The sequence below is a fragment of the Mesorhizobium sp. M1066 genome, from assembly GCF_040318635.1.
Taxonomy (GTDB): Bacteria; Pseudomonadota; Alphaproteobacteria; order Rhizobiales; family Rhizobiaceae; genus Mesorhizobium.
Genome location: NZ_JAMYMR010000044.1, coordinates 18268 through 44743, shown reverse-complemented (window position 1 = coordinate 44743; position 26476 = coordinate 18268). Strand labels below are relative to the sequence as shown.

Here is a 26476-nt window from a genome sequence, read left to right as displayed (position 1 = left end):
ATCCTCGGCACCGTCACGTCAACCGAATGCCGAAATTACTTCACAGAGGCAGGCTATGCCCAACCTAAATTCATCCCGCTCTAGTAGACTTAGCTGGAGTGTTCATGCTTGAGGTTCTTGTCAGCGCGCCGCAGTCGCTGGAAATCCGGCCGGGCATGCCACAGCCCGGCGCCAGCGAGGTGGTCGTTCACGTCAGCCGTGTCGGCATCGTGGCTCCGACATTCACATCCTGCATGGCTCCAATCCGTTCGCCGTCTATCCGCGCGTCATCGACCATGAGTTCGCGGGCACCGTCACCGCGCTCGGACGCCATGTGACCGGCGTTGCCGTGGGAGACCGCGTGGTGGTCGACCCCGTGGTGTCGTGCGGCCACTGCTATCCCTGCCGGATCGGCCGTTCCAATGTCTCCGCCAACCTCGAAGTGATCGGCGTCCATCGCGACGGCGGTTTCCGTAACTTCGTCGCCGTCCCGGCGCATAATGCCATTCCAATTCCGGCCGACATGCCGTTCAGTCTGGCGGCGCTGGCCGAACCGATCTCGATTGCCGCCAACGTCCTAACGATCGACAAGCGACCGGTGTCGCACACACCCTGTAGCGGGTGGTGTGTCGCGACCGCGCTGGCATCCACTCGATTCTTGCTGAAATTCCGGCTAGCTTGGCGACAGATGGCTCAATTTCTGGTCGGTGAGCCACAATGAGACCGCCCGTCAAGAGAATAATGGGCGGCACCTTTGGTCCCGAGGCGAGTGCAATGGCGCACGAATGAGTTCTACAACGATGCGCCGTGCGGCGCCAGCGACCTTGTCCTTTCGTATACCGATCAAGCAATTGGCTATATGGGCAAGGGGAATTTCACCTTTACCAGTCCGGATTGGAATCAAGAGGGATGATTTCTGCCGATTTTTTTGACATCGCTTTCCTCCTCGATCCATCCCACAATACAACAGGAAGTCTCTGCTCACACCCGCGCGGCGATATTCGCCAACCCATCCAGTTCCGGACTCGCGATCAGAAAGCATATCTGAACGGCATTCCATAGAAGCAATATAGATTGAAAATTGCGGCCAAACCCAGGATGGTTTCGAAGCCGGCGGGCCACTCACGGTCTCAAGGCGAGAATTTTAAGAGACGTTCAAGAATGACCCAGCACGCAGAAAACGCTCGGATTCTCATGTACAGCCACGACACGTTCGGGCTCGGCCACTTGCAGCGCTGCCGGACTATCGCGCATTCGCTAGTCGAGGATTTCCGTGGGCTTCAGGTGCTTATCATTTCGGGTGCGACTATCGCTGGCGCCTTCGACTACCGCGCCCGTGTCGACTTCGTGAAGATCCCCAGCGTCATCAAGTTGCGCAACGGCGAATACACCTCGTTGGAAAAGGACATCGATCTGCATGAGACGCTAAGGATGCGTCAGTCTATCATCCGCCACACAGCCGAGACCTTCCGGCCGGATATCTTCATCGTCGACAAGGAACCGCTCGGCCTGCGCGGTGAGATTGAGGACACGCTGTCCTACCTCAAGACGCGGGGCACCACGCTGGTGCTTGGCCTGCGCGAGGTGATGGATGCACCGCATCTGCTCGAAGCAGAGTGGGCGCGCAGGGATGTGATGCGCAAGATAGGCCTGTTCTACGACAAGGTCTGGGCCTATGGCCCGCCGGATTTCTACGATCCGTTGACCGGCTTGGATGTGCCGCCGGCTGTCAGAGCAAAAATGAGATTCGTCGGTTTCCTGCAGCGGAGCCTGCAGCGGAACGAGTTGCCCGGCCACCGGCCAGAGGGCGACTATATCCTGGTTACCACCGGTGGCGGCGGCGACGGCGCCGAATTGATTCACGACGTCATCGATGCTTATCAGCAGGATCCGAAATTGCAGCACAGGGCGCTGATCGTGCTTGGGCCTTACATGCCGGCGCGCAAGCGCAACAAGTTGCTGAAGAAGGGGGCCACGATCCCCTACATCAAAATTATCGAGTTCGACAACCGCATGGAAGACCTGATTGCCGGCGCCAAGGCGGTAGTGGCGATGGGCGGTTACAATACTTATTGCGAGATACTATCTTTCGACAAGCCGGCGCTCATCGTGCCGCGCATCGAACCCCGCCAGGAACAACTGATCCGCGCTCGGCGCGCGGCCGAACTGGGCCTCGTCGAAATGCTTCTGCCGGAGGAAGCCAAGGACTCCCAGCGGTTTGCCGATGCACTGGTGGCGCTGCCGAACCGGCCTCGTCCATCCCAGAGTAATCCGCATCTGACCCTGGAAGGGCTCCCTCACATTTCCGAAATCGTCGCGGAACTGCTCGACCGGCAGGCCGGTCCTCACCTTTCGGTTATTGAAGGCATGAACTGAGTTGCAACATCGCAAGATCGTCGTGGTTCTGAAGGGTTATCCGCGGCTGTCGGAAACCTTCATCGCGCAGGAACTGCTCGGACTGGAGCGTGCGGGGTTCGATCTGATACTCGTCGCGCTCAGGCGGCCGACCGACGCAAAACGCCACCCCGTGCATGACGAGATCAAGGCGCCCGTCCATTATCTGCCGGAATATCTGCATGAAGAGCCGCTGCGCGTAGTTCGCTCGCTTTTTGCTTGTTTGCTGCGGCCGGGCTTCTGGCGTGCACTGGGATCGCTGGCCGTCGATATCCCGCGCGACTTTACGCGCAGTCGCGCGCGCCGTTTCGGGCAAGCGCTCGTGCTAGCGGCCGAATGGCCCGAAGACGCGGTATGGTTGCATGCGCATTTCGCGCACACGCCGGCATCGGTGACGCGCTATGCCAGCCAGCTTCTTGGTCTACCCTGGAGCTGCTCGGCCCATGCCAAAGACATCTGGACTTCGGCGGACTGGGATCTGGCCAGCAAGCTTTCCTCGGCGCGCTGGACGGTAACTTGCACGAAAACCGGCTTCGACCGTCTGAAAAAACTCGCCGACGACAACTCGTCCGTGCATTTGAGCTATCATGGGCTCGATCTTGATCGGTTCGGCATTTTCGGCGAGGCGCGAAAACAGCATGACGGCTCGGAGCCGAGCGGACCGGTCATCGTTCTGAGTGTCGGGCGCGCCGTCGAAAAGAAAGGCTACGATATCTTGCTGAAAGCCCTTGCCATCCTGCCTGGCGACTTGGCGTGGCGTTTCGAGCATATCGGCAGCGGCGAGGAACTGGAACCGCTGAAGGCGCTGGCGCAAAAGCTCGGACTGGATGGTCGCATCTCTTGGAAAGGCGCGCTAGCACAGGAGGAGGTGCTTGAGCACTACCGCCGTGCCGATATCTTCGCCCTGGCCTGCAGGATCACTGCAAATGGCGACCGGGACGGTCTTCCGAATGTTCTGGTGGAGGCGGCCAGCCAGCGGCTTGCCTGCGTGTCGACCGATATTTCCGGCGTGCCGGAGCTTTTATCGCCGGATGAAACCGGGCTGCTGGTTCCGACGGAAAACCCAATTGCCCTGGCACAGGCGCTGGAGCGCCTGATCCGTGATCCCGTGCTGCGTGCCCGCCTCGGCGACACCGCAGAGGCGCGCGTGCGCGGCAATTTCGATCATTTGGCAAGCATTGGACATCTCAAGGAGCTGTTCGAACGGGAGTGGCGGGCCGTCGAATGAAGCGGCTGCGCGCTTTCTTCTATGTCCAGCACCTGCTCGGCATCGGCCATCTCGCGCGCTCCAGCCGCGTCGCGGCGGCTCTGGTCGATGACGGGTTTGACGTAACCGTCGTCACTGGCGGAGCGCCGGTCGCGGGATTTCCGGGATTGGGGGCAATATCTGTAACCCTGCCACCTGTCACCTCCGGTGATGAAGGATTCTCCGGACTTGTCGACCTGCAGGGCAAGCCCATCGACGATGATTTCAAGAGACGACGTTCAGAGATGCTGCTGCAGGCATTCCGGGATTGCAGGCCTGATATCGTCATTGTCGAGGCGTTTCCATTTGGACGCCGGCAGATGCGTTTCGAACTCTTGCCGCTGATCGAGGCCGTCGACGCGGCGTCGCCCAGACCGCTGCTGGTGACGTCCGTCCGTGATATCCTTCAGGAGCGCGTCAAGCCGGGCCGAAACGAGGAAACGGTCGATCTCGTTAACAGGCATTTTGACCTTGTCATGGTCCACGGCGATCCAGCTTTCGCAACCATCGACAAGACATTTCCACTGGCGGGGGCGATCAGGGCCGAGGTTGCGTACACGGGACTCGTTGCCGCGTCACCAGCGCCCGCGGCCTCCGAGCGTTTCGACGTTGTGGTGTCGGTTGGCGGCGGGGCCGCCGGAAAGAGCCTTGTCCGGTCCACCATCGCATCAGCGTGGAATGCCGACAACGCCTGGAAATGGTGTCTGATCACCGGCCCAAACTTGCCGAAGGACGAGTTTGACGCGATTTCACGCGATGCCACGCCGGGCCTGTCCATCTTCCGGTTTCGCGAGGATTTCGCCAGCTTGCTTACCGGAGCCCGCCTGTCGGTCTCGCAGGCGGGTTACAACACGGTCTGCGATGTCCTGCGCGCGGGTTGCCGCTCCCTGCTCGTCCCATTTGCAGCCGGCGGCGAAACAGAACAAACGGTTCGCGCCCTGATGCTCGAGGAACTGGGTTTGGCGACGGTTCTGAGGGAAAACGACCTGACGCCTGGAGGTCTAGCACAAGCGATCGAACAGGCGCTTGCGGGACCGACGCCAGCTGCGCATCGTCTCGATCTGGATGGCGCGCGTCGCTCGGCGCAAGTCCTGCGCGAGCGATATCGAACCTGGTCCTCGAAATCCTAGCGCAGGTCGCATCTCGGTTGGATTGGCGCAACGCGCTTCAAACAGTTCCAATCAGCATGAAGCGCGTATATTTTTTTGTCCGCAGTTCGCCGGAGAACCTGATCTCCCGTAGCGCCGCCATTGCTTCGAAGGCTGCCAGTGAAACCACGCAATTGATGTGCGTCGGCTCGCTGAAATAATCGTTCGATTGCAGCAGAACATTCGCGCCCCGTGGAACCAGAGCAAGCCAGGCGCGCAGATCGGCTATGTGTTCGCAGCTCGTATTGATCACCAGGTCGGGCCGCCCGGCCGCATAGTCGAGTGCGTACATATCTTCCGTCAGCGCCTGGAAACGGTCGCCGGCTTCCCGGTTGAGGGTCCGGGCGACCGGCCCGACTTCCGGATCGATGTCGATGCTGTCGATCGCCGCAATGTCGAAACGGGCGTCGTTGAAAAGCATTGCCGGCAATACGCCGTACCATCCACCCAGCACCCATATACGCCCGAACCGGCCACCGCAGCTTCCAAACAGCTCGTCGAGCGCCCACATCTTGCAAGCGACCTGCTTGTGGTTGAAGGCGTTGGCGATATCGGCCGTCGGATGCTTGGCGATGACGCGCGCCAGCCCGGCGACGAGAGGGTGATCGACATAGGCGGCAATTCCCCGGGCGAGGTCCAAGGCTTGTTCGTGCCCGCCGGCATTGCGTGCTTGTGTGACATCCATCATATTCGTCTTCTATGTTGGGATTTCGGGCGACACAACGCAATATTGCCTCACGCGAGCCTGTTCGACTTGCGGATGAGAGGATGCCGCCAGCCGTTTCGCCGTTGCGCGGTGGTGAAGGGGGCCGATTGCGTCTGTCCCGACCAGCGGCGTCCATCCGCGAAGATATTGCCGATACATCGTTTGCCAGCAGGTGCTTTCACCGCCTGCATCCTCCAAACTGACAGTCGCATATGGAACCCAGCCTAGCCCGCTATATCTGGACGCACACCCGGAAGCAGCAGATCTGGATATTGATGATCGTCCTGCTTTCGATGATCCCATATTTCATGTCCTTCGACCTGCCGAAGCTGATCGTCAACGGCCCGATCCAGGGCAAGGGGTTCGAGCAACCCGGCGCGACCCTGCCCTTCATGAGATTGCACTATAACCTGCCGTTCATTGGCGAGGTCCAGTTCTTCTCCGGTTTTCAACTTGACCGCAAGGAGACGCTGCTCGCCCTGAGCCTTGTGTTCCTCTTGCTGGTCGTCATCAACGGCCTGTTCAAACTCTACATCAACACTTACAAGGGCCGCCTCGGCGAACGCATGCTGCGGCGTATCCGCTTCGATCTGATCGATCGTGTGCTGCGGTTTCCGCCGATTTACTTCAAGCGTGTGAAATCCGCCGAAGTGGCGACCATGGTGAAGGATGAGGTGGAGCCGCTTGGCGGCTTTATCGGCGATGCCTTCCTGCAGCCGGTGCTGCTCGGCGGCCAGGCGCTGACGGCCATGCTGTTCATCATGGTCCAGAACGTCTGGCTCGGAATGATAGCGGTGGTGATCGTGATCATCCAGATCGTACTCATTCCGCGGATGCGGCGGCGGCTGCTCGTGCTTGGGCGCCAACGGCAGTTGACGGCGCGCGCGCTTTCGGGCCGGGTTGGCGAAATCGTCGACGGTATCGGCACGGTTCACGTCCACGACACGTCGAACTACGAGCGCGCCGACATAGCTGCTAGGCTAGGGCTCATCTTCAAGATCCGCTTCGATCTTTACCAATGGAAATTCATGGTAAAGTTCCTCAACAATTTTCTCGCACAGCTCACGCCCTTTCTGTTCTACATGATCGGCGGGTATCTGGTCATCGGGGGCCGGCTGGACGTCGGCCAGCTCGTGGCGGTGATCGGAGCCTACAAGGACCTGCCCGGACCGATGAAGGAACTGATCGACTGGGATCAGGATCGGCAGGATGTCCAGGTCAAATATCAGCAGGTCGTCGAACAGTTCACCGTCGAGGACATCATTGCGCCGGGAATCGCGGCACTGACGATCGACGATCCCGGTCCGATGACAAACCCGCTATCGGCGGTCGGTCTGTCCATGGCAGACGATGGCGGTGCAATGCTCCTCAACCGTGTCTCCATGCAGGTCAAGCCGGCTGAGAGGGTGGCGCTGGTCAGCACCCCGACAGGCGGAGCGGAGGCGCTAGCAGAAGCCTTCGCGCGTCTGAACTGGCCAGAGAGTGGAAAGGTCGCTTCAGGCGCCGATGATCTGCTTGAACTCCCCGAAGCCGTGACCGGCCGGCGCATGTCCTACGCCTCGTCGGATGTTTTCCTATTCCAAGCAAGCCTGCGCGATAACCTGCTCTACGGGTTGAAGCATGCACCGCTGACATCGGTGACTTATGACGGCGCCGCGGCAGACCAGCAGCGCTGGAACATGGACGAGGCGCGCCGGTCGGGCAATCCGGATTTCGACGTCCACAGCGACTGGATCGACTATGCTTCCGCCGGTGCTACCGGCCCGCACGACCTCTTTGAAGCGGTGCGCCGGGTGCTCGACGCGGTTCTTCTGTCGCGCGACATTCTGGATCTTGGCTTGCGCTCTTCGGCCGACCTCACGCGTCACACGAAGCTCGCCGGGCGGATCGTCGAACTGCGTGCAGCGCTGCGAACCCGGCTGGAACAGGAAGGGCTGCGCGAACTGGTGGTTCCTTTCGAGCCGGGCGCTTACAACACGGAAGCGACGATCGGCCAGAACTTGCTTTTCGGCGCCGCCGCCGGCCCCGAACTGGCCGACAAGGCTCTGGCGGCCAATCCCTACTTTGCTTCCGTGCTGAAGCAGGCCGGCCTCGACAGCACGCTCTACGAGATGGGCATGGAGATCGCCGAACAGGCGATCGAGCTGTTTGCCGACCTGCCGCCAGATCACCAGTTCTTCCAGCAACTCGCCTTCATGAGCGCCGAGGAGATCCCCGCCTACGAGACCTTGCTGCAGCGGCTCAAGAACCGCCCCTACGAGGCGGTTTCGGAGGCCGACCGCGCCATGATCATCACCTTGAGCTTTGCCTATATCGAGCCCCGGCACCGCTTCGGCCTGCTGACCGACGAGTTGATGAGCAAGATCGTCGCCGCACGCAACCAGTTCTATGAAAACCTGCCGCCCGAGCTGCACAACGCGATCGAACGGTATGATCCTGCCAGATACATTGCCGCGGCCACCGTCATGGACAATGTCCTATTCGGCCGTGTGGGAAACAACCATCCCGACGCCCCGGACCGCATACGCTCCATCGTCTATGACATTCTTGACGAGCTGGGGCTCTATGCCGAGCTTCTGGATGTCGGCCTGGACTTCAACGTCGGCGCCGGTGGAAGGCGGCTGACTGGCGGACAGCGACAGAAGCTCGATGTTGCCCGGGCTCTGCTCAAGCGTCCCGATTTTCTCATTCTCAACCGGCCGCTGTCGGCGCTCGACCAGCGCATTCAGGACAAGGTGCTGCGAAACGTGCTCGAGGAAGCCAGACGCGACGGCCATTCGCCGGCAATTGTGTGGGTCGTGACGAGTCCGGCAATGGCGATGATGTTCGATCGCGTTATCGTCTTTGACTCGGGTCAATTGGTGGAAGACGGTACACACGAGACACTTTTGGCAGAGAACGGTATCTTCAAGGAACTTCTGTCATAGACTGGCAGACGCGAATTTAGGAAGGTTTGCGACAATGCTGCTCAAGGATGAAGTTGGAATGCTGCAACGCGTTCCCTTGTTCTCTGGCATTGAGCCGGCAAAGCTCAAGCTGCTCGCGTTCACATCCGATCGCGTGAATTACAGCGCCGGCCAGATTCTTTTCCGGCAGGGCGACGAGGCAGACGCTGCCTATGTCATCCTTTCAGGCAGGGCGGATATTCTGGTCGATTCCGACAGCGGGCCGATAAAAGTTGCCGAACTGCTGCCAAATTCGATTGTCGGCGAGATCGCCATATTGTGCAACAGCTCCCGCACTGCCACCGTCAGCGCGGCAAGTGATCTGGAGGCCTTGAGAATCCGCAAGGATCATTTCCTGAGGCTTATGAAGGAGTTCCCGGAAATGACCATCGAGATATTGCGGGTTCTTGCCGATCGGCTAAGCCATACGACCGCGGATCTGATCAACGCACGAAGCGCCTAGAGCTATGATGGGCGAAAGGTAGCATGGACGACGATTTTTTCCTGGTCAGATTTTGGGGCGTGCGCGGCAGCATTGCTGTATCCGGGCCAGAATTCGCTCGCTATGGCGGCAACACAATCTGCATTGAGATGCGATGCGGCAAGCATACGCTTCTGTTCGACGCAGGCTCTGGCCTGCGGCCTGCCGGCAGGGCGCTTCAGGCGTCGGATGTGACCGATTTCGACCTGCTTTTCACCCATTGCCATTACGATCACATCATCGGGCTGCCGGCTTTTGCGCCTATCTTCGACCCGAGCGTCAAGCTTACGCTTTGGTCCGGGCATCTTGCAGGACGCATGACGACCCGGCAGATTATCGATGAGTTCATACGGCCGCCGTGGTTTCCGGTGAAAATGAACGTCTGCAAGGCAAATCTCGACTGCCGCGATTTCGTATCCGGAGACGTGCTTCGGCCGCGCGAAGGGGTGGTGGTTCGGACCGGCAGTCTCACCCATCCGGGAGGCTGCATAGGCTACCGGATCGAATGGGGCGGCCGCGTCGTGGCGGTGATCACCGACACCGAGCACGAGCCGGACAAACTCGATCAGTCGGTGCTCGACCTGATCGAAGATGCCGACCTCGTCATTTACGATTGCACCTACACCGAGAAGGAAATGGAACGCCGCCGCGGTAACGGGCACTCGACATGGCAACAGGGCGTCAAGCTCTGTGAGGCGGCTGGTGCACGTGCGCTTGCGCTGTTTCACCACGATCCGACACGCACCGACGAGCAACTGGACGAGATGGAGAAGCTGGCCAAGCACAGGTTTGCCGGCGCTTTTGCCGCGCGGGATGGCCAGACGCTCAAATTCCCGGTCTCATCGCACAGAAAGCGCTGAGCTATTTTCCTTTACCCGCGCGGCGCCCGATCAATGTCCTGATCGGAAGCCATGCACAGGGTTCAGCCTGTGCGGTGACTGTCAACAATCGTTCGAGGAAAAGCCAGGCCGATTCATCATGTACAAGATGGTGGGTGAGCAGGCCGATCGGCTCGCCGTCGGATGCATGCTGCAAGTGTGCGATGATAGCCTGGACCAATAGACCATGATCGCGGCAGCCGCGCGTGCCATGCCAATCCATGATGTCGACATTGCTGTTGATGACAGCCAGTGAAGCCGGCTTCGGCGGCCCGAAGACCGACAATGCCGCGAATCCTATCGACCCAAGGTCGGCTATCACGCCGGCGTCGATCCTGTTCCAGGGCGGCACCAGCATCGGAACGGCACGTGCGCCATGCAGGCCGGTTACGCGCGACAGTCCGCGAGCCAGATCATCGAGCACCGCCTCGCGTGGCCGATGCGCGCCGAGCTCCTGCTTTTTCTGGCCCTCGGGCGCATGATTTCGGTGCGCCCAGCCATGGATCGCGACCGTGGCATGCGGGGCCTCGTCAAGCCGGGCGACAAGCTTCGCGTCGGTCAGGGCCGGAATGACGGCCAGAGTGACCGGAACCGCGAATTCACCGGTGAGGTCGAGCAGCCGATCAAGCGCAGGCGTCGGATCCACGGCGTCGTCGTCGCGCAGCCAGAACTTCGCCTTGCGGCCCGCCCGTTGCAGGCGCGCCAGCTCGTCCGCCAAGAGCTGCCAGATCGGATCGGACGTCATGAGACCGGGACCTTCGCAAAAAGTTCGGCCAGACGCGCAGCTGCGCCACCGAGGGAACGTTCTTCGAGAACGAAACGCCTGGCTTCCGCGGCCATGATGGTTCTTTCATCGTTACGGGCGAGAAGCCTTTCAATGGCGGAAGCAAACTCCGTGACATCGCCCGGCGTGGTGAGAAACCCGGTCTGGCCATCGCGCACGACTTCCGGCACGCCGGCGATGTCCTGAGCCACCACCGGAAGGCCGGCGGCCTGTGCTTCAAGATAGGCAACGCCGTAGGCCTCGCCATAACCCGGCCAGACATAGATTCCCCCGGTATAAAGGACATCCGGCACGGCGGCAGGCTCGATCGAGCCGATCCATTCGATACGATCGCCGGGCAAGCCGGCGAATTGCGCTTCGACCTCGTCGCGAGCTGGCCCGTCTCCGACGACCGACATGGTCCAGGGCAGATGGCTGATCAATCCGAGCGCTTGCGCCAGCATGCGATAGCTGCCCAGTTTGTCGCCCGGGCGCATCATGGCGACGGTAACGAGGCGGGTCGGACAACCCCGTGCCGGGATTTCCCGGAATGCCGATATGTCGATGAAGGGCGAAAGCATACCGAAAGTGGCCTTGGGAATAGCATCCGCCAGTCCCTGACGATCCCTTTGGGTGAAGCAGATGTTCAGAGCCGCCTGTTCGATGGCTCGCGCCACCAATGCTTGGCTATCGGCCCACAAGCCGGCATTGCGTCGCCTGGAATAGGAGGCTTCCGCTGTCACATAGGGGACAGCAAAGGCCGACGCCAGCTCCGGCCCGATCAAGTCGGGCGCCTTGTAATAGGGATGGTAGGTGAACCAGAGATCGGGCTTGCCGTCACGATCCCAAAGCTTGGTCAGCCGCGCGGCTTCCTCTGCGGCCTCGATCTTTAGTGCCGCGAAACTTTTCGACTCCGGCTGGCGTAGATAGAAGCGCAACTCAGATGCCAGTTCGACGCGATGCCCTCCGTGCTCCAGCGCTTTGACGAGCATCCGTGCCATCTGGCGGTCGCCGGAGACAACGGGATGATTGGGTGACTTCAGCGGCGCGTAGAAGGCAATTCGCATCGCGCGACCTATCATCGGAAAGCCTGCGCAAGTCAATTTCGAAGCGTAATCGACTTCACCTTCAAGCCGTGGAATGTGCTATCTGATGGCCATGGAAACAGCTGTCGCGTCCGACCCGTTTGTCGCTTCTTTGCCGGTCTTCGCAAAGTTCGAAAGCGTTGCCGATATCGATAACTATCGGCCCCTCCCCGATGGCTGGGCGCTGGCCACTGCCGACATTGTCGGCTCGACCAAGGCGGTCGAGGCGGGGCGCTATAAAACCGTCAATATGGCCGGCGCAAGCGTCATTTCGGCGCTGCTCAATGCGCTGGGTCGGCAAGATCTCCCCTTTGTCTTCGGCGGCGACGGCGCACTCGTGGCGTTTCCCGGCTCGGCGCTGGAGGTCGCCCGCAACGCGCTGGCGACCGTCCAAAGATGGGTGGCGGACGAACTGGGCCTGACCTTGCGCGCCGCGATCGTGCCGATAGGGGACATAAGGGCGCATGGCCTCGACGTTCGCGTGGCGAGGTTCCAGGCCTCCGAAGCGGCCTTCTATGCCATGTTCGCCGGCGGTGGCGGCAGTTGGGCGGAAGCCGAGATGAAGGCGGGGCGCTACCGCATCGATCCCGCGCCTGTCGGCGCGCGGCCGGATCTGACCGGCCTTTCCTGCCGTTGGAACCCGATCGAAGCACGGCATGGCGAAATCGTCTCGATCATAGCCACACCGGGGGCGTCGCGCGACTTGCGCGGGTTTCAGTTTCTGGCTTCCGACATCATCGCCCTCGCCGGCAGGCAGGAGCGCGATGGCCACCCGGTGCCGGTGGACGGCCCGGGCTACAGTCTGCTGCCCGCCGGCCTGGATGTCGAGGCGCGGGCGATGGCCCCGGCAGGATGGCGGTGGCGGTCGAAGCTGTGGATCGTGTTCCTGATGACGCTCACGGCTGTAACCGATCGATTTGGCTGGACGATTGGCCGTTTCGATCCGAAGGTCTACAAACGCGAGGTGGCCAGCAATTCGGATTTCCGAAAGTTCGACGACGGCTTGAAAATCACCATCGACGTTGACGCGGATGTGCTGCATCGGATCCAAGACCGGCTGAAGCAGGCGGAACAGGCGGGCATCTGCAATTATGGCCTGCACCGCCAGAAGTCGGCCTTGATGACCTGCCTCGTCATCTCGCCGCTGCAGCGCGATCACGTTCATTTCATCGATGGCGCCGCCGGCGGCTACGCGATGGCTGCCGCAAGCCTGAAGGCGAAGGCGCCGGTCTGCTGACTGCTTGCGGAAATCGATTTCCGCAATATGCCCTCACTCATGGTTCTTGGCACCGGTGAGCCGCGCCATGGGAGGGGTAGTCTGTCCGAATTGACGGCAAAGCAGATTTTTGGACGCCTCACGATCGACATATGACCGTCTTCTGAACCGGATTTCGAGGCGCGCCGCGCATCTCGGCGTGATCGCGCTGGCTATGTCGGGTTGCCGCTGTCGGTTGCGATCGCACGCGCCGGGTCCCCGGTTTCCGGCTTCGGAATCGAAACCCGGAAGGTCGAGAGCCTGAACAACGGCCAATCTTACTTGAGGCAGTGACGTCGACAGCCCTTGCCGGCCGGGCGCTTCCGCGCCACTGCGGATTTGTCGAACTAGCCGTCTGCGATGCCATCATAATCTGCGTTCCGACACACGACACACCGGGAGCCGGAGAGGATCCCCGACGGATTCGATGCTGTCGTCGTGGCAACCGACCACGACGATCGACTATCAGGCGATCGGTGATCACGCTCCTCTGATCGTCGACACACGCAATGATTTGGCCGCCTCGGGCTGGTCCAAGAGACAGTGGTGGTGAAGGCCCGACGACGTCTGAGACGGCGAATTCTTTGCCCGATGTCAGGATCGAGATTGCACTCCGCCGGAAGCCTCGCCACATAGGGTTCCAGGTGATAGATGCTGTTTACGCCTGCTTCCTTCCTGCAAGGAGTTATTTAGGAAATTCTTCGCCGGCTTTCGTCGAAGCCGGCTTCAGTAACTTCGATTGTGTGGCGGATCAAAGGAGATGGCTCGTCTTCGACGGGTTTGAGATAGCATGAGCACAGCGCAAGCAGAGATTTCCACCATTCTCATGGATAAAGTTGCCGACTGGCTGAGCCAATCGGCGCTGGCGGGCAACGACCTGGAAACATTGGTAAAGGGCTTTTGTGAACGGCTGGCTGCTGCCGGCCTGCCGCTGAAGCGGGTGCATTTGAGCTTTTCGATGCTTCATCCGCTTTATGACGCGCTTGGCTTTACCTGGCTTCGCGGCCAGGGCCTGGAAGTGGAAGGCTTCCGCAGTGAGAACGGCGTTCATTCCGACAGATTCCTGACCAGCCCATACTACCATCTGCTCAGCAACAAGCTCGACCACCTGCGGCGCCGGCTTGACCCGTCGGTGCGGTCGGAGTTTCCTGTTTTCGACGACCTCAGGCGTATGGGCGTCACCGATTACATGGCTTTCGTGCATCCCTTCAACGGCGATACCAGCCAGGGCATGATGGGGTCGTGGTCGACCGACAGTGCGTCTGGCTTCAGCGACGGCATGATTTCGGCGCTGTTGCGGATCCAGAACTATCTCGCTATCGCCACCAAGATGGCGGTGCTCACCAAGCTCGCCGACAACATGATGACCACTTATCTTGGCGGCGACGCCGGCAGGCGTGTGCTGGACGGCCAGATCAAGCGCGGCGAGGGTGACACAATCCGGGCCGCATTGGTCATGGGCGATATGCGCGGGTCGACAAGGCTTGCAGAAACCTCCGGTCGCGAAATCTACATCGATACGCTGAACCAGTTTTTCGATGCCATCGCTGCGCCTTTCAATCGCAAAGGCGGGCAGATCATGAGTTTCCTGGGTGATGGCTTCATCGCCGTCTACCCCTGCGAAAGGCATCGTTCGCAGTCCGAGATCGCCTGCCAGGCTGCTCTTGCGGCAGCGCACAAGGCCAGCGCGCGCATGATGGAACTCAATCGGCGCAGAAAGGAGCAGGGACTGGGCGACATAAAGTTTGGTATCGGCCTGCATGTCGGCAATGTGATGTTCGGCAATGTCGGGCTTACCGACCGGCTGACATTCTCTGTCTTCGGCTCGGCTGTAAACGAGGTCCAGCGTCTCCAGACCCTGACCAAGAAATATCCGCACAGCGTTCTCGCCAGCAAGGACTTCGCCAGCTATTGCGGCGCCAACAGTTGGCTGACGCTCGGCACGGAGGAACTGGCGGGCAGCAAGCAGAAGCTGACGGTGCTTTCACCCGATCTGTCGGGTGCTCTCGCACTCGATGAAGACGCTGCGCCGATTCACGACCGGATATCGGACGCCGAGCAGGTCATGCTGCTTCATCGCGATGCCGCGCGGCTGTCGGCGAGTGAGCGGAGGAAGCTCCAGTAACCGACACGATCTGGTCCGAGCGCCTTGGTGTGCAGTCCGGTCGCCGGTTCTGTCGCCGAATCCGTTTCGAATCCAAGTTGCTCTAGGCTGGCAATGCGCTAGTCTCGCTTTTGGGTCTGCCGCCCGGCAGACTGCCAGAGTGGGGCTGGTGTGAGAATGAATTCGGGCGTTGATCTGCTGCGGATCGAGGATCTTGGCATCTCTTTTGCCATGATCGGGGGACCGTTGCATGCTGTCAGGCGTGCAAATCTTCGCGTCCTGCCCGGCAAGGTTACCGCGCTTGTGGGCGAGTCCGGTTCCGGAAAATCGGTTCTCAGCCAGGCAGTGATGGGCATTTTGCCGAACACAGCACATGTTCGCGGCCGTATCCTGTTTTCCGATCCTGAAAAGCCCGGAACGACGCAGGATATCCTGCAGATGCAGCGTGACGGAACCGAAATCCGGGCGTTGAGAGGCAGCCGCGTCGGCAAAATCTTTCAGGAGCCAATGACATCGCTGTCGCCGCTGCACACGATCGGCAACCAGGTCAGCGAATCCTTGCAGATTCATACGCCTATGGCTCGGGCGGAGCGCAAGGCGCGGACCGAGGAAATGCTCGGCCTTGTCGGCTTCCCCAATCCCAAGCGCGCCTACGACATGTATCCATTTGAACTTTCGGGAGGATTGCGGCAACGCGCCATGATTGCCATGGCGCTTATCTGCCGGCCTGCTTTGTTGATCGCCGACGAGCCGACGACGGCGTTGGACGTCACCATCCAGGCGCAAATCCTGCATTTGCTGCGCGGGCTTCAGACCAAGCTGAACATGGCGATGCTGCTGATCACGCACGACCTCGGCGTTGTCGCCAATGTCGCCGACGAGGTGGTGGTCATGTACCATGGCGAGATCATGGAAATGGGGCCTGTCGAGGCGATATTCCGCCGGCCGGGCCACCCTTACCTGAAGGGCCTGATGGCAGCCGTTCCGCATTTCGAGCTGAAGCCCGGTGAAAGGCTAAAGGCGCTCCGCGAGGTACCGGTAAATGTCGGGAACCTGCTCGGCAAGCAGACTGCCCCGGGATCGAGGGGGCCAGACGACATCCTCCTGTCGGTGAGGAATCTGACAAAGACCTTTACCACCCGCAAGTCCGGATGGTTCAGCGGGGGTCATCAATCCTCTGTTCACGCGGTGGACGGCGTGAGCTTCGACATCAGGCGGGGTGAGTGTCTGGGTTTGGTCGGCGAAAGCGGCTGTGGCAAAACAACCGTCAGCAAGATCCTCATGCGGGCCATCACCCCCAGCGGCGGTTCTGTGATCTTCAACGGCCGCGATGGACCGACCGACGTCCTGGGCGCAGAGGGAGATGCCCTGCGCATGTTGCGCGCGAAAATCCAGATGGTCTTCCAGGACCCAGTTTCGTCGCTTTCACCTCGCATGACGGTGGAGAACATCTTGAGCGAGCCGCTGGAAATCCATGAGCGTGGCAATACCGCGTCCCGGCTCGCCACGGTCAAGAGCCTGATGCAGGCAATCGGGCTCGATCCGCGCTTCATCAAGCGTTATCCGCACAGTTTCTCCGGCGGGCAGCGTCAGCGCATCGGCATCGCGCGCGCATTGGCGCTGGGGCCTGAACTCCTGATCTGCGACGAGCCGGTTTCGGCGCTTGACGTCTCTGTCCAGGCGCAGATCCTGAACCTTCTGAAGGACCTGCAGAAGGAACTGGGCCTGACCTACCTGTTCATATCCCACAATTTGGCGGTGGTGGACTACATGGCGGACCGCATCGCGGTGATGTGCGGCGGGCGTATCGTCGAGCTTGCGCCGCGCGAAATTCTGCTCAGGAAACCGATCCACCCCTACACGCGCTCACTGCTTGCCGCGGTACCCTTCCCCGATCTCGACCGGCCGATGGATTTCAAGACGCTGAAGCTCGGCGGCGCTTCCGACACCAGCGCATGGGGACCGCAATTCCGCGAAGAAGGCGACGAGGATGTCCTGGCGCCGCTCGATCTTGGCGGCGGCCACCTCGTGCTGGCCCGACGTTCGGCCGATGTCAGCGAGTTACGCCATTGATCAGCCGTCGCACCGTCCTTGGCCTGATGGCTTCGGCACTCCTGCCGGGCACGTCGCGCGCTGGCGACCTGGAGCCGGAATTTCTTCGGCCGCAGCTGACAGCCAGGGCGCTGCCGGCACTCACCGAGCGCCTGCCCAAGAGCCCGCGCGCCTTGAATCTCGCCACGATGGGCCGGCAGCCGGGCCAATATGGCGGCACGCTGCGTACGATCATCGGCAGCCAAAAAGATATCCGGATGATGACGATCTACGGGTATTCTCGCCTGGTCGGTTATGACGAAAAGCTCAACATGCAACCCGACATTCTCGAACGTTTCGACGTAGCGGATGATCGCGTCTTCACCTTCAAGATACGGGAAGGGCACAAATGGTCTGACGGCAGCCTGCTGACGCCGGAGGATTTTCGCTATTGTTGGGAAGATGTCTGGCTGAACGACGAGCTTTCGCAAGGCGGGCTCGCCCCGACCCTGCTGGCGGACGGCAAGCCGCCACGCTTCGAGATCGTCGATCCGTTGACGGTGCGCTATAGTTGGGATGCGCCTAATCCAGACTTCCTGCCCAAGCTCGCTGCCGCTTCGCCGCTATCGCTTGTCCTGCCGGCCGCCTATCTCAAGCAATTCCACAAGAAATATCAGGATCCATTCCGGCTCGCCGGCCTGATGAAGGAGAACCGGACCCAGAAATGGACGCTCCTGCATATCCGTATGTCGCGGCAGTATCGCCCGGAGAACCCGGAACTGCCGACGCTCGACCCCTGGCAGAACCGGACCAAGCCGCCGGCCGAGCAATTCATCTTCGAGCGCAACCCGTTCTTTCATCGAGTAGACGAGAACGGCCGGCAACTGCCCTATGTTGACCGGATCATCATGAATGTCAGCTCATCGGCGATCATCTCCGCCAAGACCGGGGCGGGCGAGAGCGATCTTCAATGCATGGGAATTGACTTCAGCGATTACTCCTTCCTGAAGGACGCGGAAAAGCGCTATCCGGTGAAGATGCACCTGTGGAAACGCACACAGGGTTCTCGGCTGGCGCTGCTGCCGAATCTGAATTGCGCCGACCAGGTGTGGCGTGGCCTTCTGCGTGACGTGCGCGTGCGCCGCGCACTTTCGCTCGCCGTGGACAGGCGCGAGATCAATATGGCCGTGTTCTACGGATTGGCGCAGGAAAGCGCCGATACGGTCTTGTCCGAGAGCCCGCTCTACCGGCCGGAATTCGCTAAAGCTTGGGTTGCCCATGATCCCGACCAGGCCAACGCGCTGCTCGACGAGGTCGGGCTTCTGGCACGTGACGATGACGGTCTGCGGATACTTCCCGATGGACGCTCTGCCCAGATCATCGTGGAAACCGCCGGCGAAAGCACGCTGGAAACCGACGCGCTCGAACTCATCACCGATCACTGGCGAAAGATCGGCATCGCCCTGTTCATCCGGACTTCGCAGCGCGACATCTTCCGCAGCCGCGCGCTTGGCGGCCAGATCATGATGTCGATGTGGTCGGGCATCGACAATGGCGTGCCGACCGCCGACATGAACCCGAGTCAGTTGGCCCCCACCATCGACGATCAGCTGCAATGGCCGCTCTGGGGTGCTCACTACTTGTCTCATGGCAAGATGGGCGAGGCGCCCGATCTTCCTGCAGTGATCGAGTTAATGGTTTTGCTCAAGCGCTGGAACGCATCGACCGAAGCGACAGAGCGCGCCGAAATCTGGAATTCGATGCTGTCGATCTACACCGATCAGGTGTTTTCGATCGGGACCGTGAACGGAACGCATCAGCCGATTCTGGTGTCCTCACGGCTGCGCAATCTGCCTGACAAGGCGCTCTTCGGCTACGATCCGACCGCCTATTTCGGTGTCTACATGCCGGATACATTCTGGCTTGGAGAGTCCTGAGCGTGCTTCGATATATTGTCTGGCGCATTACTGTGATGGTTCCAACGCTGCTGGTGATATCAGCGCTGGTGTTCACGATCATCGAACTTCCCCCCGGCGACTATTTCGACAGCTATGTCGCCGAGCTTCGGGCACAGGGCGAAGGGGTGGATTCCGATCGCATCGAGATGATGCGCAAGGAATATGGTTTCGACAAGCCTCCGATCATTCGCTACTTCTATTGGGTCGGCGGGATGCTGCACGGCGATTTCGGCTATTCCTTCGAGTATGAGTTGCCGGTTCGCGACGTCGTCGGGGACCGAATGTGGCTGACTGTGCTGGTTTCCTTCGTCACGATCATCTTCACTTGGCTCATCGCCTTTCCGATCGGCATGTACTCCGCGACGCATCAATACAGTTGGGGCGATTACGGCCTGACCTTTTTTGGCCTCCTGGGCCTTGCCATTCCGAACTTCATGCTGGCGCTGATCCTGATGTATTTCGCCAACATCTGGTTCGGCACGTCCATCGGCCATCTCATGGACCCGCAATATCTCAGCGAGCCGATGAGCTGGGCCAAGGCGAAGTCGATACTCTCCCATCTCTGGATCCCGGTCTTGATCATCGGCACCGGCGGCACGGCAAGCATGATCCGGCGGCTGCGCGCCAATCTGCTGGATGAGCTACACAAGCAATATGTGGTGACCGCGCGCGCCAAAGGTCTTCATCCGTTCAGGGCGCTGATCAAATATCCGCTGCGCATGGCGCTCAATTTCTTCATTTCCGACATCGGCTCCATCCTGCCGGCCATCATCTCCGGCGCCGAAATCACCGCCATCGTGCTGTCTTTGGAAACGACCGGGCCGATGCTGATCAAGGCGTTGCAAAGCCAGGACATGTATCTGGCGGGGTCGTTCCTGATGTTCCTCGCCTTCCTGACAGTCATCGGGGTCCTGATTTCCGACCTGGCGCTGGCGCTGCTGGATCCACGAATTCGTTTGCAGGGCGGCAGCACCAAATGAAGACGGATTCGCCGCTCCCCGCTCCAGGTGCTCCACTAGAACACTATGTTTCCAGCGCGCCCTTTGACCTGCAGTCGGTTGAGGCGATGACGGTGGAGCAGTCGAAGGTCTTTCAGGCGTCGCAGTTGCGGCTGATGTGGTGGAAATTCCGCATGCACCGGCTTGCCCTTGTATCCGGCATATTCCTGGTAGTGCTTTATTTCGGGATACTTATCTGCGAGTTCCTGGCGCCCTACAATCTGCACACACGCAACATGGACTACATCTATTCGCCGCCGCAGCAGGTGCACCTGTTCCACAACGGCCAGTTCGTCGGGCCGTTCGTCTATGGCCGCCAGATGACGCTGGACATGGACACGCTCAAGCGGAACTACATCGACAACCAGGACGATGTTCAGCGGCTCCGTTTCTTCTGCAAGGGCGATAGGTACCGGTTCTGGGGCCTGCTCGAAGGGAACAGGCATTTTGTCTGTCCTGCCGAAAACGGCCAGCTCTTCCTGGCCGGCACCGACAGGCTGGGGCGCGACGTGCTCTCGCGCATGATCTATGGCGCACGCATTTCGCTGACAATCGGCCTCGTCGGAATCAGTTTCAGCTTCCTGCTCGGCATCATCATCGGCGGACTGGCCGGTTATCACGGCGGCATCTTCGACTTGATCGTTCAACGGATAATCGAAGTTCTGCAATCGATTCCCAGCATTCCGCTATGGTTGGCCCTGGCGGCGATCATGCCGATAACCTGGAGTCCGATCCTGATCTATTTCGGCATCACCGTCATCCTCGGAGTGCTCGACTGGACCGGACTGGCGCGGGCCGTGCGTTCAAAGCTTCTGGCCTTGCGCGAGGAAGATTACGTTCTCGCCGCGCAGTTGATGGGCGCCGGAAGCAGCCGCATCATTAGGCGGCATCTCATTCCCGGCTTCATGTCGCATCTGATCGCGACGGCGACGCTCTCCATACCCGGCATGATCCTGGGCGAGACGGCGCTGAGCTTCCTCGGGCTCGGCCTGAGGGCGCCGATAACCAGCTGGGGCATCCTGCTCACCGAGGCGCGCAGCGTCAGCGTGATCGCGTTCTATCCATGGCTTCTCCTGCCGATGCTCCCCGTCATTCTCGTCATCATGGCGTTTAACTTCCTCGGTGACGGCTTGCGGGACGCCGCAGATCCCTACAAGTGAGGTCGTTATTTTGCCGCGCGCCGTGCCGCCTATTCCATCCGGTATGATCCTTGCCGGCTGCCTGTACGGTTGTTGCAGTGTTCATCGCCCACCTCTATATGTGCCGAGACGTGATCGAGTTTAGCACTACGCCTTCGGGATTCACCCGTGAACAGTTCTTGTCGGCGGCATTGACGATCTCTTGAGCTGGTTCAGGACACACAAAAGCATATGAGTCGCCTCGAGAATTTCATCAGCAGGATGACCGCACAGCGCGACATTCTCGACCAAGTCTGCGTCGAGGTGGCGAAGATGGAGGGGCTTGTACTCGAGCTCGGCCTCGGCAACGGTCGGACGTTCCACCATCTGCGCGAGCGCCTGCCCGGGCGCCGGATCGTGGTGTTCGACCGCGAAGTCGGCGCACATGCCAGCTCAATTCCCGAAGCCGAAAACCTCGTGCTCGGCGAAATTCGCGAGACGGCCCGCAAGTTCATTGGCATCGAAGCCGCCCTTGTTCATGCCGACATCGGCACCGGCTATGACGATCGGGATGCAGTGACTGCTACCTGGCTTCCCGATCTGATTGCGAGCCTTCTCCGCGTCGGCGGCTTTGCGGTCAGTGGCACGCCGCTCGATCACCCGCTGCTGCAACGCCTCCCGGCGCCGACTTCAGAGCCCGCCGATCGTTATTTCCTCTGCAAGCGCGTGTGAGCGGCCGAGAGCGCCTCATCTTTTCACGCAAACGCTGCTCTACCGCAATTCCAAGGGAAAGTGCTACGCGCTTTTCCCGAAAAAACGTTTACACTTCCCTGGAATTGCTCTGGACGGCCCAATTGCTCAGGGGATTGTATACACCGCTATCTCCCGCTCGATGCCGCGCAGCGAGACCTCGTGAGGCACGGGCGTCAGAGCGTTCCTGCGCAACAGATCGGCGGTGAGATTGTCGTCGACCACCGCGCGGGTGGCGAAGATAGCCTGTGCGTTGGCCAGGTTCTGGACCCGTGAAGCAATGTTGACCGTCTGGCCGAAATAGTCCTGTCGCTCGTTCATGGACACGGCGATGCAGGGGCCGGCATGCACACCGATCTTGAGCAGCAGATCCTCGCGCCCGCTTCTGTCATTAAGCGCACGCATGGCATCACGCATCCTGAGGGCCGCAGCCATCGCGCGATCAGGCGTCGCGAATGTCGCCATCACCGCATCACCGATGGTCTTCACCACCGCGCCTGCCTCCGCCGCGACGATCTCGTGCAGAACTTGGAAATGCACGCGCACGAGATCGAAGGCTGAAAGGTCGCCCACCCGCTCGTAAAGCGCGGTCGATCCGCGCAGGTCGGTGAACAGGAAGGTGAGGCTGGTGATCTTCAGGCGCTGGTTGATGTCGAGCGTATCCGTACGATAGAGGTCGCGGAATGTCTGGTTGGTGAGCAGGCGCTTGGCGGTCAGAAAAGGCCGGCGTTTGCCCAGGAGATTATGCAATGCCTCGCCGGCGATGAAGACTGCCGGCAGCACCCGGGTGTCGGTCCTGTTTTCCAGCGAAATACGCAGCGGACCGGGTTGCATTTCCAGTGTCTGGTTCTGGACATGGTCGCGATCGAAAGCCAACGACAGGCTTCGCCGCTCTTTTGTTGGTTCGCCCTTCGCGTCGATGAACTGCGCTGAATGGGTAACCGGCTCGAAGACGATGATGAATTCGGACGGAAGCTGTATGGGCAGAACGGCCTTTTCACCCGGCGCCAGCTCGATATCCGCCAGCGAGAACGCTTCTATGTTTTTCGCCAGATCCTCTTCCGGCAGATCGACGCCGGATCCCCAGTAGATCTGGCGAAAATATTCCACCAACGGCAGTTCGTGTGGATTGTGGGCGGCAATCCTGCGCACGCGGGAACTCACGGTGAATGTCACCTCGACCATTTCATCGAGGGTCGGCGAATAGCCTTCGGAACATAGCGCGCAGGTGTATTCGTCCCTCTGCAGGGTTTTCAGCGTAGCGTTGGTGTCGAGCACGCCGCCACAGCCGGGGCACAGAACATTCCAGGAAATATCGAAGATGGCCACCCGCGCCGCATGGAGGAAGGCGCTTATGGCGCGTTCCTCGTCGAGGCCATGCTTGCTGGCGAAAGCCGGCACATTGATGCGGCAAAGTTCATGATCCTTGCCTTCCGCGATGGTCCGCCGAATCGCGTCGATTGCCTGGGGATCGACATCGGTCGATTGCCCCAAAAGCGAGAACAGATCCTGAGTTTCGGTCATCGTGCAGGCTCCGGAAAATGCGCCCCCGAGGTGGGTTGGCCGGAACCGGTCTTCGTTCCGAGCGCTCCATCTTACTTCGAAACGGAGCGTACAGCCATTCGAATGGAAAAGCCCGCCGACGTGTCAATTCCGTCGGGATTTTCACCGATCACAAGCGGCGCTATGGTGGGTCCATGGAGTATTCATCTTTGGGACTTTCTCCCGCGCCGACACCCGACAACCCGCCATTTCCCGCGGCCTTGCGGCTTTCTCTGCGGGGGTCATCATCGTCCGGATCGTCGGCGCCGGCCTTTTTTCGCGCCTGCGCTGGTCAAGCCGCGCTGGCCCTGGGCCGTCACGCCGTTCAACGCCCGCTTCCTCGGCGGCTTCTACACCGCCGAAATGGTCGTCATGGCGGCGCTGCTGGTCTGGAATCGCTGGTCGCCAGGCAGGCTCGTGCTTGTCATGGCCTTCATCTTCACCGTCATCGTTTCGGCGGCTTCGTTCATCAATCTCGGCTACTTCAACTTCGAGCGGAAAGCGCCCTGGCTCTGGTTTTTGGTCTATCTTGCTTCGGTCGCGGTATCCGGGCTGTTCTTGTGGCGGGCCAGGGCTCGTCCTTCCGCAAAGGGCGTGACCTTAAACTCTGCATGGCGGGGCTACATGTCGATGGAAATGGCGATCCTCGGGCTCTATGGCGTCGGTCTGCTGCTGTTTCCCCTGACATTCGGCGGCTTCTGGCCATGGCGACACCGCGATGCACCGGATCGACTGGACGGCGACGGGGACATTGTGCTGGCTCGCCCTCTACGCCGTCTCCCGGTACTTCAGCGCGCAATCGGCATCATAGGATGCGGAGATGGCTGGATTTTCAGGTGACGTCCGGTGCATCGTGCCGGGCCGATTGCCTTCGCCGGGAAAGCCATGACCAGCACGACCTCGCCATTCCCAGAGAAAATCCAGCCGCAGCTCCGGGCCATTCGGCCAAGCGATGCGGAGGCGCTTTGCGCCATCTTCAACATGCCGGGCTTCCGCTGGGGCACGCTCAGGATGCCATTCGAGATGGTGGAGCAGGTAGAACGGCGTATCGCCAAGTCCGGCCAGGAAACCACCTGGATCGTTGCCGAGCTGGACGGCAAGGTCGTCGGCCATGGCAGCCTGGTCGTGCAGGGTTCGCCGCGCCGTTCGCATATCGGCGAGATCAATATCGGCCTTGACGATGGCTTTGTCGGCAAGGGTATCGGCTCTGCCATACTTGGCGCGCTGCTTGACGTGGCCGACAACTGGCGCGCCCTAAAGCGAGTCGAATTGACCGTCTATGCCGACAATGAACCGGCCATCCGCCTCTACACAAGCCACGGCTTCGAGGTCGAAGGCCGGCATGTGAAGGCCGGCTTTACCGAAGGGCGGTACCACGACCTCCTGAGCATGGCCCGGCTGCGGTTTTGATGACCACGGTCTTTGATCCAACCCTTAAGCCCCCGGTGGAACTTCTGGCAGTGCTGTCACGGCTCTGTCCGGAAGTCGTGCGTGACATCGAGCAGAACTGGAATGCACCGGTTTCCGAATACGCCCGCCATCTGTGGCGGCCGGTAGCAAGGCCTGCATCGGGTCCGGCGATCGCTGCCCGCTCGATCCTGCTTGATATCCTGCATCAGCGCCTTGGTTTGATCATGCAGCCTGAAGAGGTCGGCAAGGCCCTCCAAGAATTCGACCACAGACCCGTGATTCAGTCCGGCCTGCACTGCCTGCTTCTGATGGACCGGATCACCTTCGATGCCCTCCTGTTTGCCTGGCTCGGCGCGGTCGAAAACGGGCTGTCGGCCTTCGTCGGCTTCATGGGAACGACGATGACCATGGAGACAGTTGGCCGGGAGGGGCCGGGATGGCTCGATGTCGGCGACGACAAGGTCAACCTGTTTGGCATGGGGCGCCACAAACTGTGCCGCAAAAGCGCCTGCGCGGCCGGTCCCGTCACCCTCAACAAACGTGCGCTCGAAGCGGTGGGCGACGAAACGGATGCCAGCCGCTGGCTGGGCACACTGCTCGCCAGCCAGGACAAGGTGTTTGGAACCGCCGCCGATGCACTGACAGCGCTCAACGAGGATCTGGTCGCCGATTGGGATCGTTCCGGCATGGCTCGGCCGGTGTTCATCGATGACCGGCTCGCGGCTTCCGTCGTGGCGCGGCATCTGGACCATGACGGCAGCCTTCTTTCCAAGCTGCTCCTTGAGCCCGCAAGGCGTCAGCGTCTCGAACGTACCCTGCAAGAGACCGAATCGGGCCCATTTGGCAGATTCCTGCCCAATGCCACGGCCTACTTCTGGGGCATTCGCGAGGAGCGCGTGCGCAAGCTTGTTCTCGATAACGGGCACCTGATCGAGCCTGAAAGGCAGAATGGTCTTTCCATCCCGTTCGAGAGGGCGCATCTCAAGCAGGCGCTGCTGGACGGCGTGCTGCTGCCGAACTTGTTCCTGACATTCCTCGTTCTTGCCATATTGCCGCGTGTACGAGTTGTGGGCGGCCTGAGACAGATTGGCTATGTAGCGCTCTTCCACTCGATCCTGCTGGCTGCGCTGGATGAAGATGCGCCGGAAGAGCGCGATCTGGCTGCGGAGCTGCAGGTCCGGGAAAATGCCTGGGGCATGCAGGTCATCGATGAAAAGAGCTCGGTCCGCGAGCAGCTTGCCGGCCTGCCGGCAGGGGCGCTCTTCCCGGACCTGCTTCGGCAATATCGCTTGCGGACATTTGCCGAGATGACCGAAGACCTGAAACTGGTTCGCGAAAACGCCCGATGGCGAAAGATCGGCCGGGCCTTTAGCATCTGATCCGGCCGCATGCCCTCATTTGTCATTGCACTATTCCGCCTTGCGGAGCCCGTCGATCATGAGTTCGAAATCGGCAGGGTGTCTTGTAAGGCAAGACTTTGCGACGGTATTCCAGCGAATAGTCAGGATTGACGCGAGCAGTTCCTGCCATGCCGCCCGCGCGTGCCGAGATCGCTGACCGAGAGGTCGAGCCTCGCCTTGACCTAGCGATAGGCGTCCTCGGACAGGCAGATAGCGCCGGGCGCCGCGACGCCCTCCAGACGCGAGGCGAATCTTCGTCCGCGCTGGCGACCGGCTGTATCCAAC

The 26476-nt window shown here is 60.5% G+C and carries 22 protein-coding genes; 18 read left to right on the top strand and 4 right to left on the bottom strand.

Annotated features, from left to right (window positions below; translation table 11 throughout):
• The first annotated feature begins 104 nt into the window (after positions 1-104).
• The 5 genes from NKH52_RS30920 (at position 105) to NKH52_RS30900 (ending at position 4749) form a co-directional block, all read left to right on the top strand.
• Positions 105-317, top strand: a complete 213-nt coding sequence (locus tag NKH52_RS30920; protein WP_352735675.1) for a hypothetical protein — start codon at positions 105-107, stop codon at positions 315-317.
• Positions 221-700 (top strand): alcohol dehydrogenase catalytic domain-containing protein, encoded by a 480-nt coding sequence (locus NKH52_RS30915; RefSeq protein WP_352735676.1) that lies wholly within the window; start codon positions 221-223, stop codon positions 698-700. Before NKH52_RS30920 ends, NKH52_RS30915 begins: the two co-directional genes overlap by 97 nt.
• A gap of 440 nt (positions 701-1140) precedes the next feature.
• A complete protein-coding gene (locus NKH52_RS30910) occupies positions 1141-2355 on the top strand; it encodes a glycosyltransferase family protein (protein ID WP_127292073.1) in 1215 nt (404 codons plus the stop codon).
• A 1-nt stretch (position 2356) separates the two neighbouring features.
• Positions 2357-3601, top strand: a complete 1245-nt coding sequence (locus NKH52_RS30905; RefSeq protein ID WP_352735674.1) for a glycosyltransferase — start codon at positions 2357-2359, stop codon at positions 3599-3601.
• Complete coding sequence (locus NKH52_RS30900) at positions 3598-4749, top strand: glycosyltransferase family protein (protein WP_352735673.1); 1152 nt, start codon at positions 3598-3600, stop codon at positions 4747-4749. Before NKH52_RS30905 ends, NKH52_RS30900 begins: the two co-directional genes overlap by 4 nt.
• Before the next feature lie 37 nt (positions 4750-4786).
• Here the strand turns inward: NKH52_RS30900 and NKH52_RS30895 are convergent, their stop codons facing one another.
• Positions 4787-5452, bottom strand: a complete 666-nt coding sequence (locus NKH52_RS30895) for a class I SAM-dependent methyltransferase (protein ID WP_127292370.1) — start codon at positions 5450-5452, stop codon at positions 4787-4789.
• 233 nt (positions 5453-5685) lie between these two features.
• Here NKH52_RS30895 and NKH52_RS30890 point away from each other — a divergent pair, with 233 nt between their 5' ends.
• The 3 genes from NKH52_RS30890 to NKH52_RS30880 are packed head-to-tail and all read left to right on the top strand — an operon-like array spanning position 5686 to position 9759.
• Positions 5686-8400 (top strand): ABC transporter transmembrane domain-containing protein, encoded by a 2715-nt coding sequence (locus NKH52_RS30890; RefSeq protein ID WP_352735672.1) that lies wholly within the window; start codon positions 5686-5688, stop codon positions 8398-8400.
• Positions 8401-8434: 34 nt separating this feature from the next.
• Entirely contained in the window at positions 8435-8881 is a 447-nt protein-coding gene (locus tag NKH52_RS30885) for a cyclic nucleotide-binding domain-containing protein (protein WP_352735671.1), read from the top strand.
• 23 nt (positions 8882-8904) lie between these two features.
• Positions 8905-9759: an MBL fold metallo-hydrolase gene (locus NKH52_RS30880; RefSeq protein WP_352735670.1), complete on the top strand. Its 855-nt coding sequence runs from the start codon at positions 8905-8907 to the stop codon at positions 9757-9759.
• A 1-nt stretch (position 9760) separates the two neighbouring features.
• Here NKH52_RS30880 and NKH52_RS30875 read toward each other — a convergent pair whose 3' ends face one another.
• Positions 9761-10522, bottom strand: a complete 762-nt coding sequence (locus NKH52_RS30875; RefSeq protein ID WP_352735669.1) for a polysaccharide deacetylase family protein — start codon at positions 10520-10522, stop codon at positions 9761-9763.
• Positions 10519-11607, bottom strand: a complete 1089-nt coding sequence (locus NKH52_RS30870; protein ID WP_352735668.1) for a glycosyltransferase family 4 protein — start codon at positions 11605-11607, stop codon at positions 10519-10521. The genes NKH52_RS30875 and NKH52_RS30870 overlap by 4 nt, the downstream gene beginning before the upstream one ends.
• 73 nt (positions 11608-11680) lie before the next feature.
• On the opposite strand from NKH52_RS30870, the gene NKH52_RS30865 reads away from it, so the two are divergent.
• The 7 genes from NKH52_RS30865 (at position 11681) to NKH52_RS30835 (ending at position 21821) form a co-directional block, all read left to right on the top strand.
• A complete protein-coding gene (locus tag NKH52_RS30865) occupies positions 11681-12862 on the top strand; it encodes a DUF3095 domain-containing protein (RefSeq protein WP_352735667.1) in 1182 nt (393 codons plus the stop codon).
• Between the two features lie 808 nt (positions 12863-13670).
• Positions 13671-15005: an adenylate/guanylate cyclase domain-containing protein gene (locus tag NKH52_RS30860; RefSeq protein WP_352735666.1), complete on the top strand. Its 1335-nt coding sequence runs from the start codon at positions 13671-13673 to the stop codon at positions 15003-15005.
• Between the two features lie 156 nt (positions 15006-15161).
• A complete protein-coding gene (locus NKH52_RS30855; protein WP_352735665.1) occupies positions 15162-17057 on the top strand; it encodes an ABC transporter ATP-binding protein in 1896 nt (631 codons plus the stop codon).
• Positions 17054-18952, top strand: coding sequence for an ABC transporter substrate-binding protein (locus NKH52_RS30850; RefSeq protein WP_352735664.1), 1899 nt, complete (start codon positions 17054-17056; stop codon positions 18950-18952). Before NKH52_RS30855 ends, NKH52_RS30850 begins: the two co-directional genes overlap by 4 nt.
• Before the next feature lie 2 nt (positions 18953-18954).
• A complete protein-coding gene (locus tag NKH52_RS30845; protein WP_352735663.1) occupies positions 18955-19953 on the top strand; it encodes an ABC transporter permease in 999 nt (332 codons plus the stop codon).
• Positions 19950-21131, top strand: coding sequence for an ABC transporter permease (locus tag NKH52_RS30840; protein WP_352735662.1), 1182 nt, complete (start codon positions 19950-19952; stop codon positions 21129-21131). Before NKH52_RS30845 ends, NKH52_RS30840 begins: the two co-directional genes overlap by 4 nt.
• A 210-nt stretch (positions 21132-21341) precedes the next feature.
• Entirely contained in the window at positions 21342-21821 is a 480-nt protein-coding gene (locus NKH52_RS30835; protein ID WP_023809557.1) for a class I SAM-dependent methyltransferase, read from the top strand.
• Between the two features lie 126 nt (positions 21822-21947).
• Here the strand turns inward: NKH52_RS30835 and NKH52_RS30830 are convergent, their stop codons facing one another.
• Positions 21948-23363, bottom strand: coding sequence for an adenylate/guanylate cyclase domain-containing protein (locus tag NKH52_RS30830; RefSeq protein ID WP_352735661.1), 1416 nt, complete (start codon positions 23361-23363; stop codon positions 21948-21950).
• A 30-nt stretch (positions 23364-23393) separates the two neighbouring features.
• Here NKH52_RS30830 and NKH52_RS30825 point away from each other — a divergent pair, with 30 nt between their 5' ends.
• From NKH52_RS30825 to NKH52_RS30815, 3 genes are read left to right on the top strand one after another with little or no spacing between them, the layout of a single operon-like run.
• Positions 23394-24221: a hypothetical protein gene (locus NKH52_RS30825; protein WP_352735660.1), complete on the top strand. Its 828-nt coding sequence runs from the start codon at positions 23394-23396 to the stop codon at positions 24219-24221.
• A 45-nt stretch (positions 24222-24266) separates the two neighbouring features.
• On the top strand, positions 24267-24791 hold the full coding sequence (locus NKH52_RS30820) for a GNAT family N-acetyltransferase (protein ID WP_352735659.1): 525 nt from the start codon (positions 24267-24269) through the stop codon (positions 24789-24791).
• A 35-nt stretch (positions 24792-24826) separates the two neighbouring features.
• Complete coding sequence (locus tag NKH52_RS30815; protein ID WP_352968308.1) at positions 24827-26170, top strand: hypothetical protein; 1344 nt, start codon at positions 24827-24829, stop codon at positions 26168-26170.
• The last annotated feature ends 306 nt before the right edge of the window (positions 26171-26476 follow it).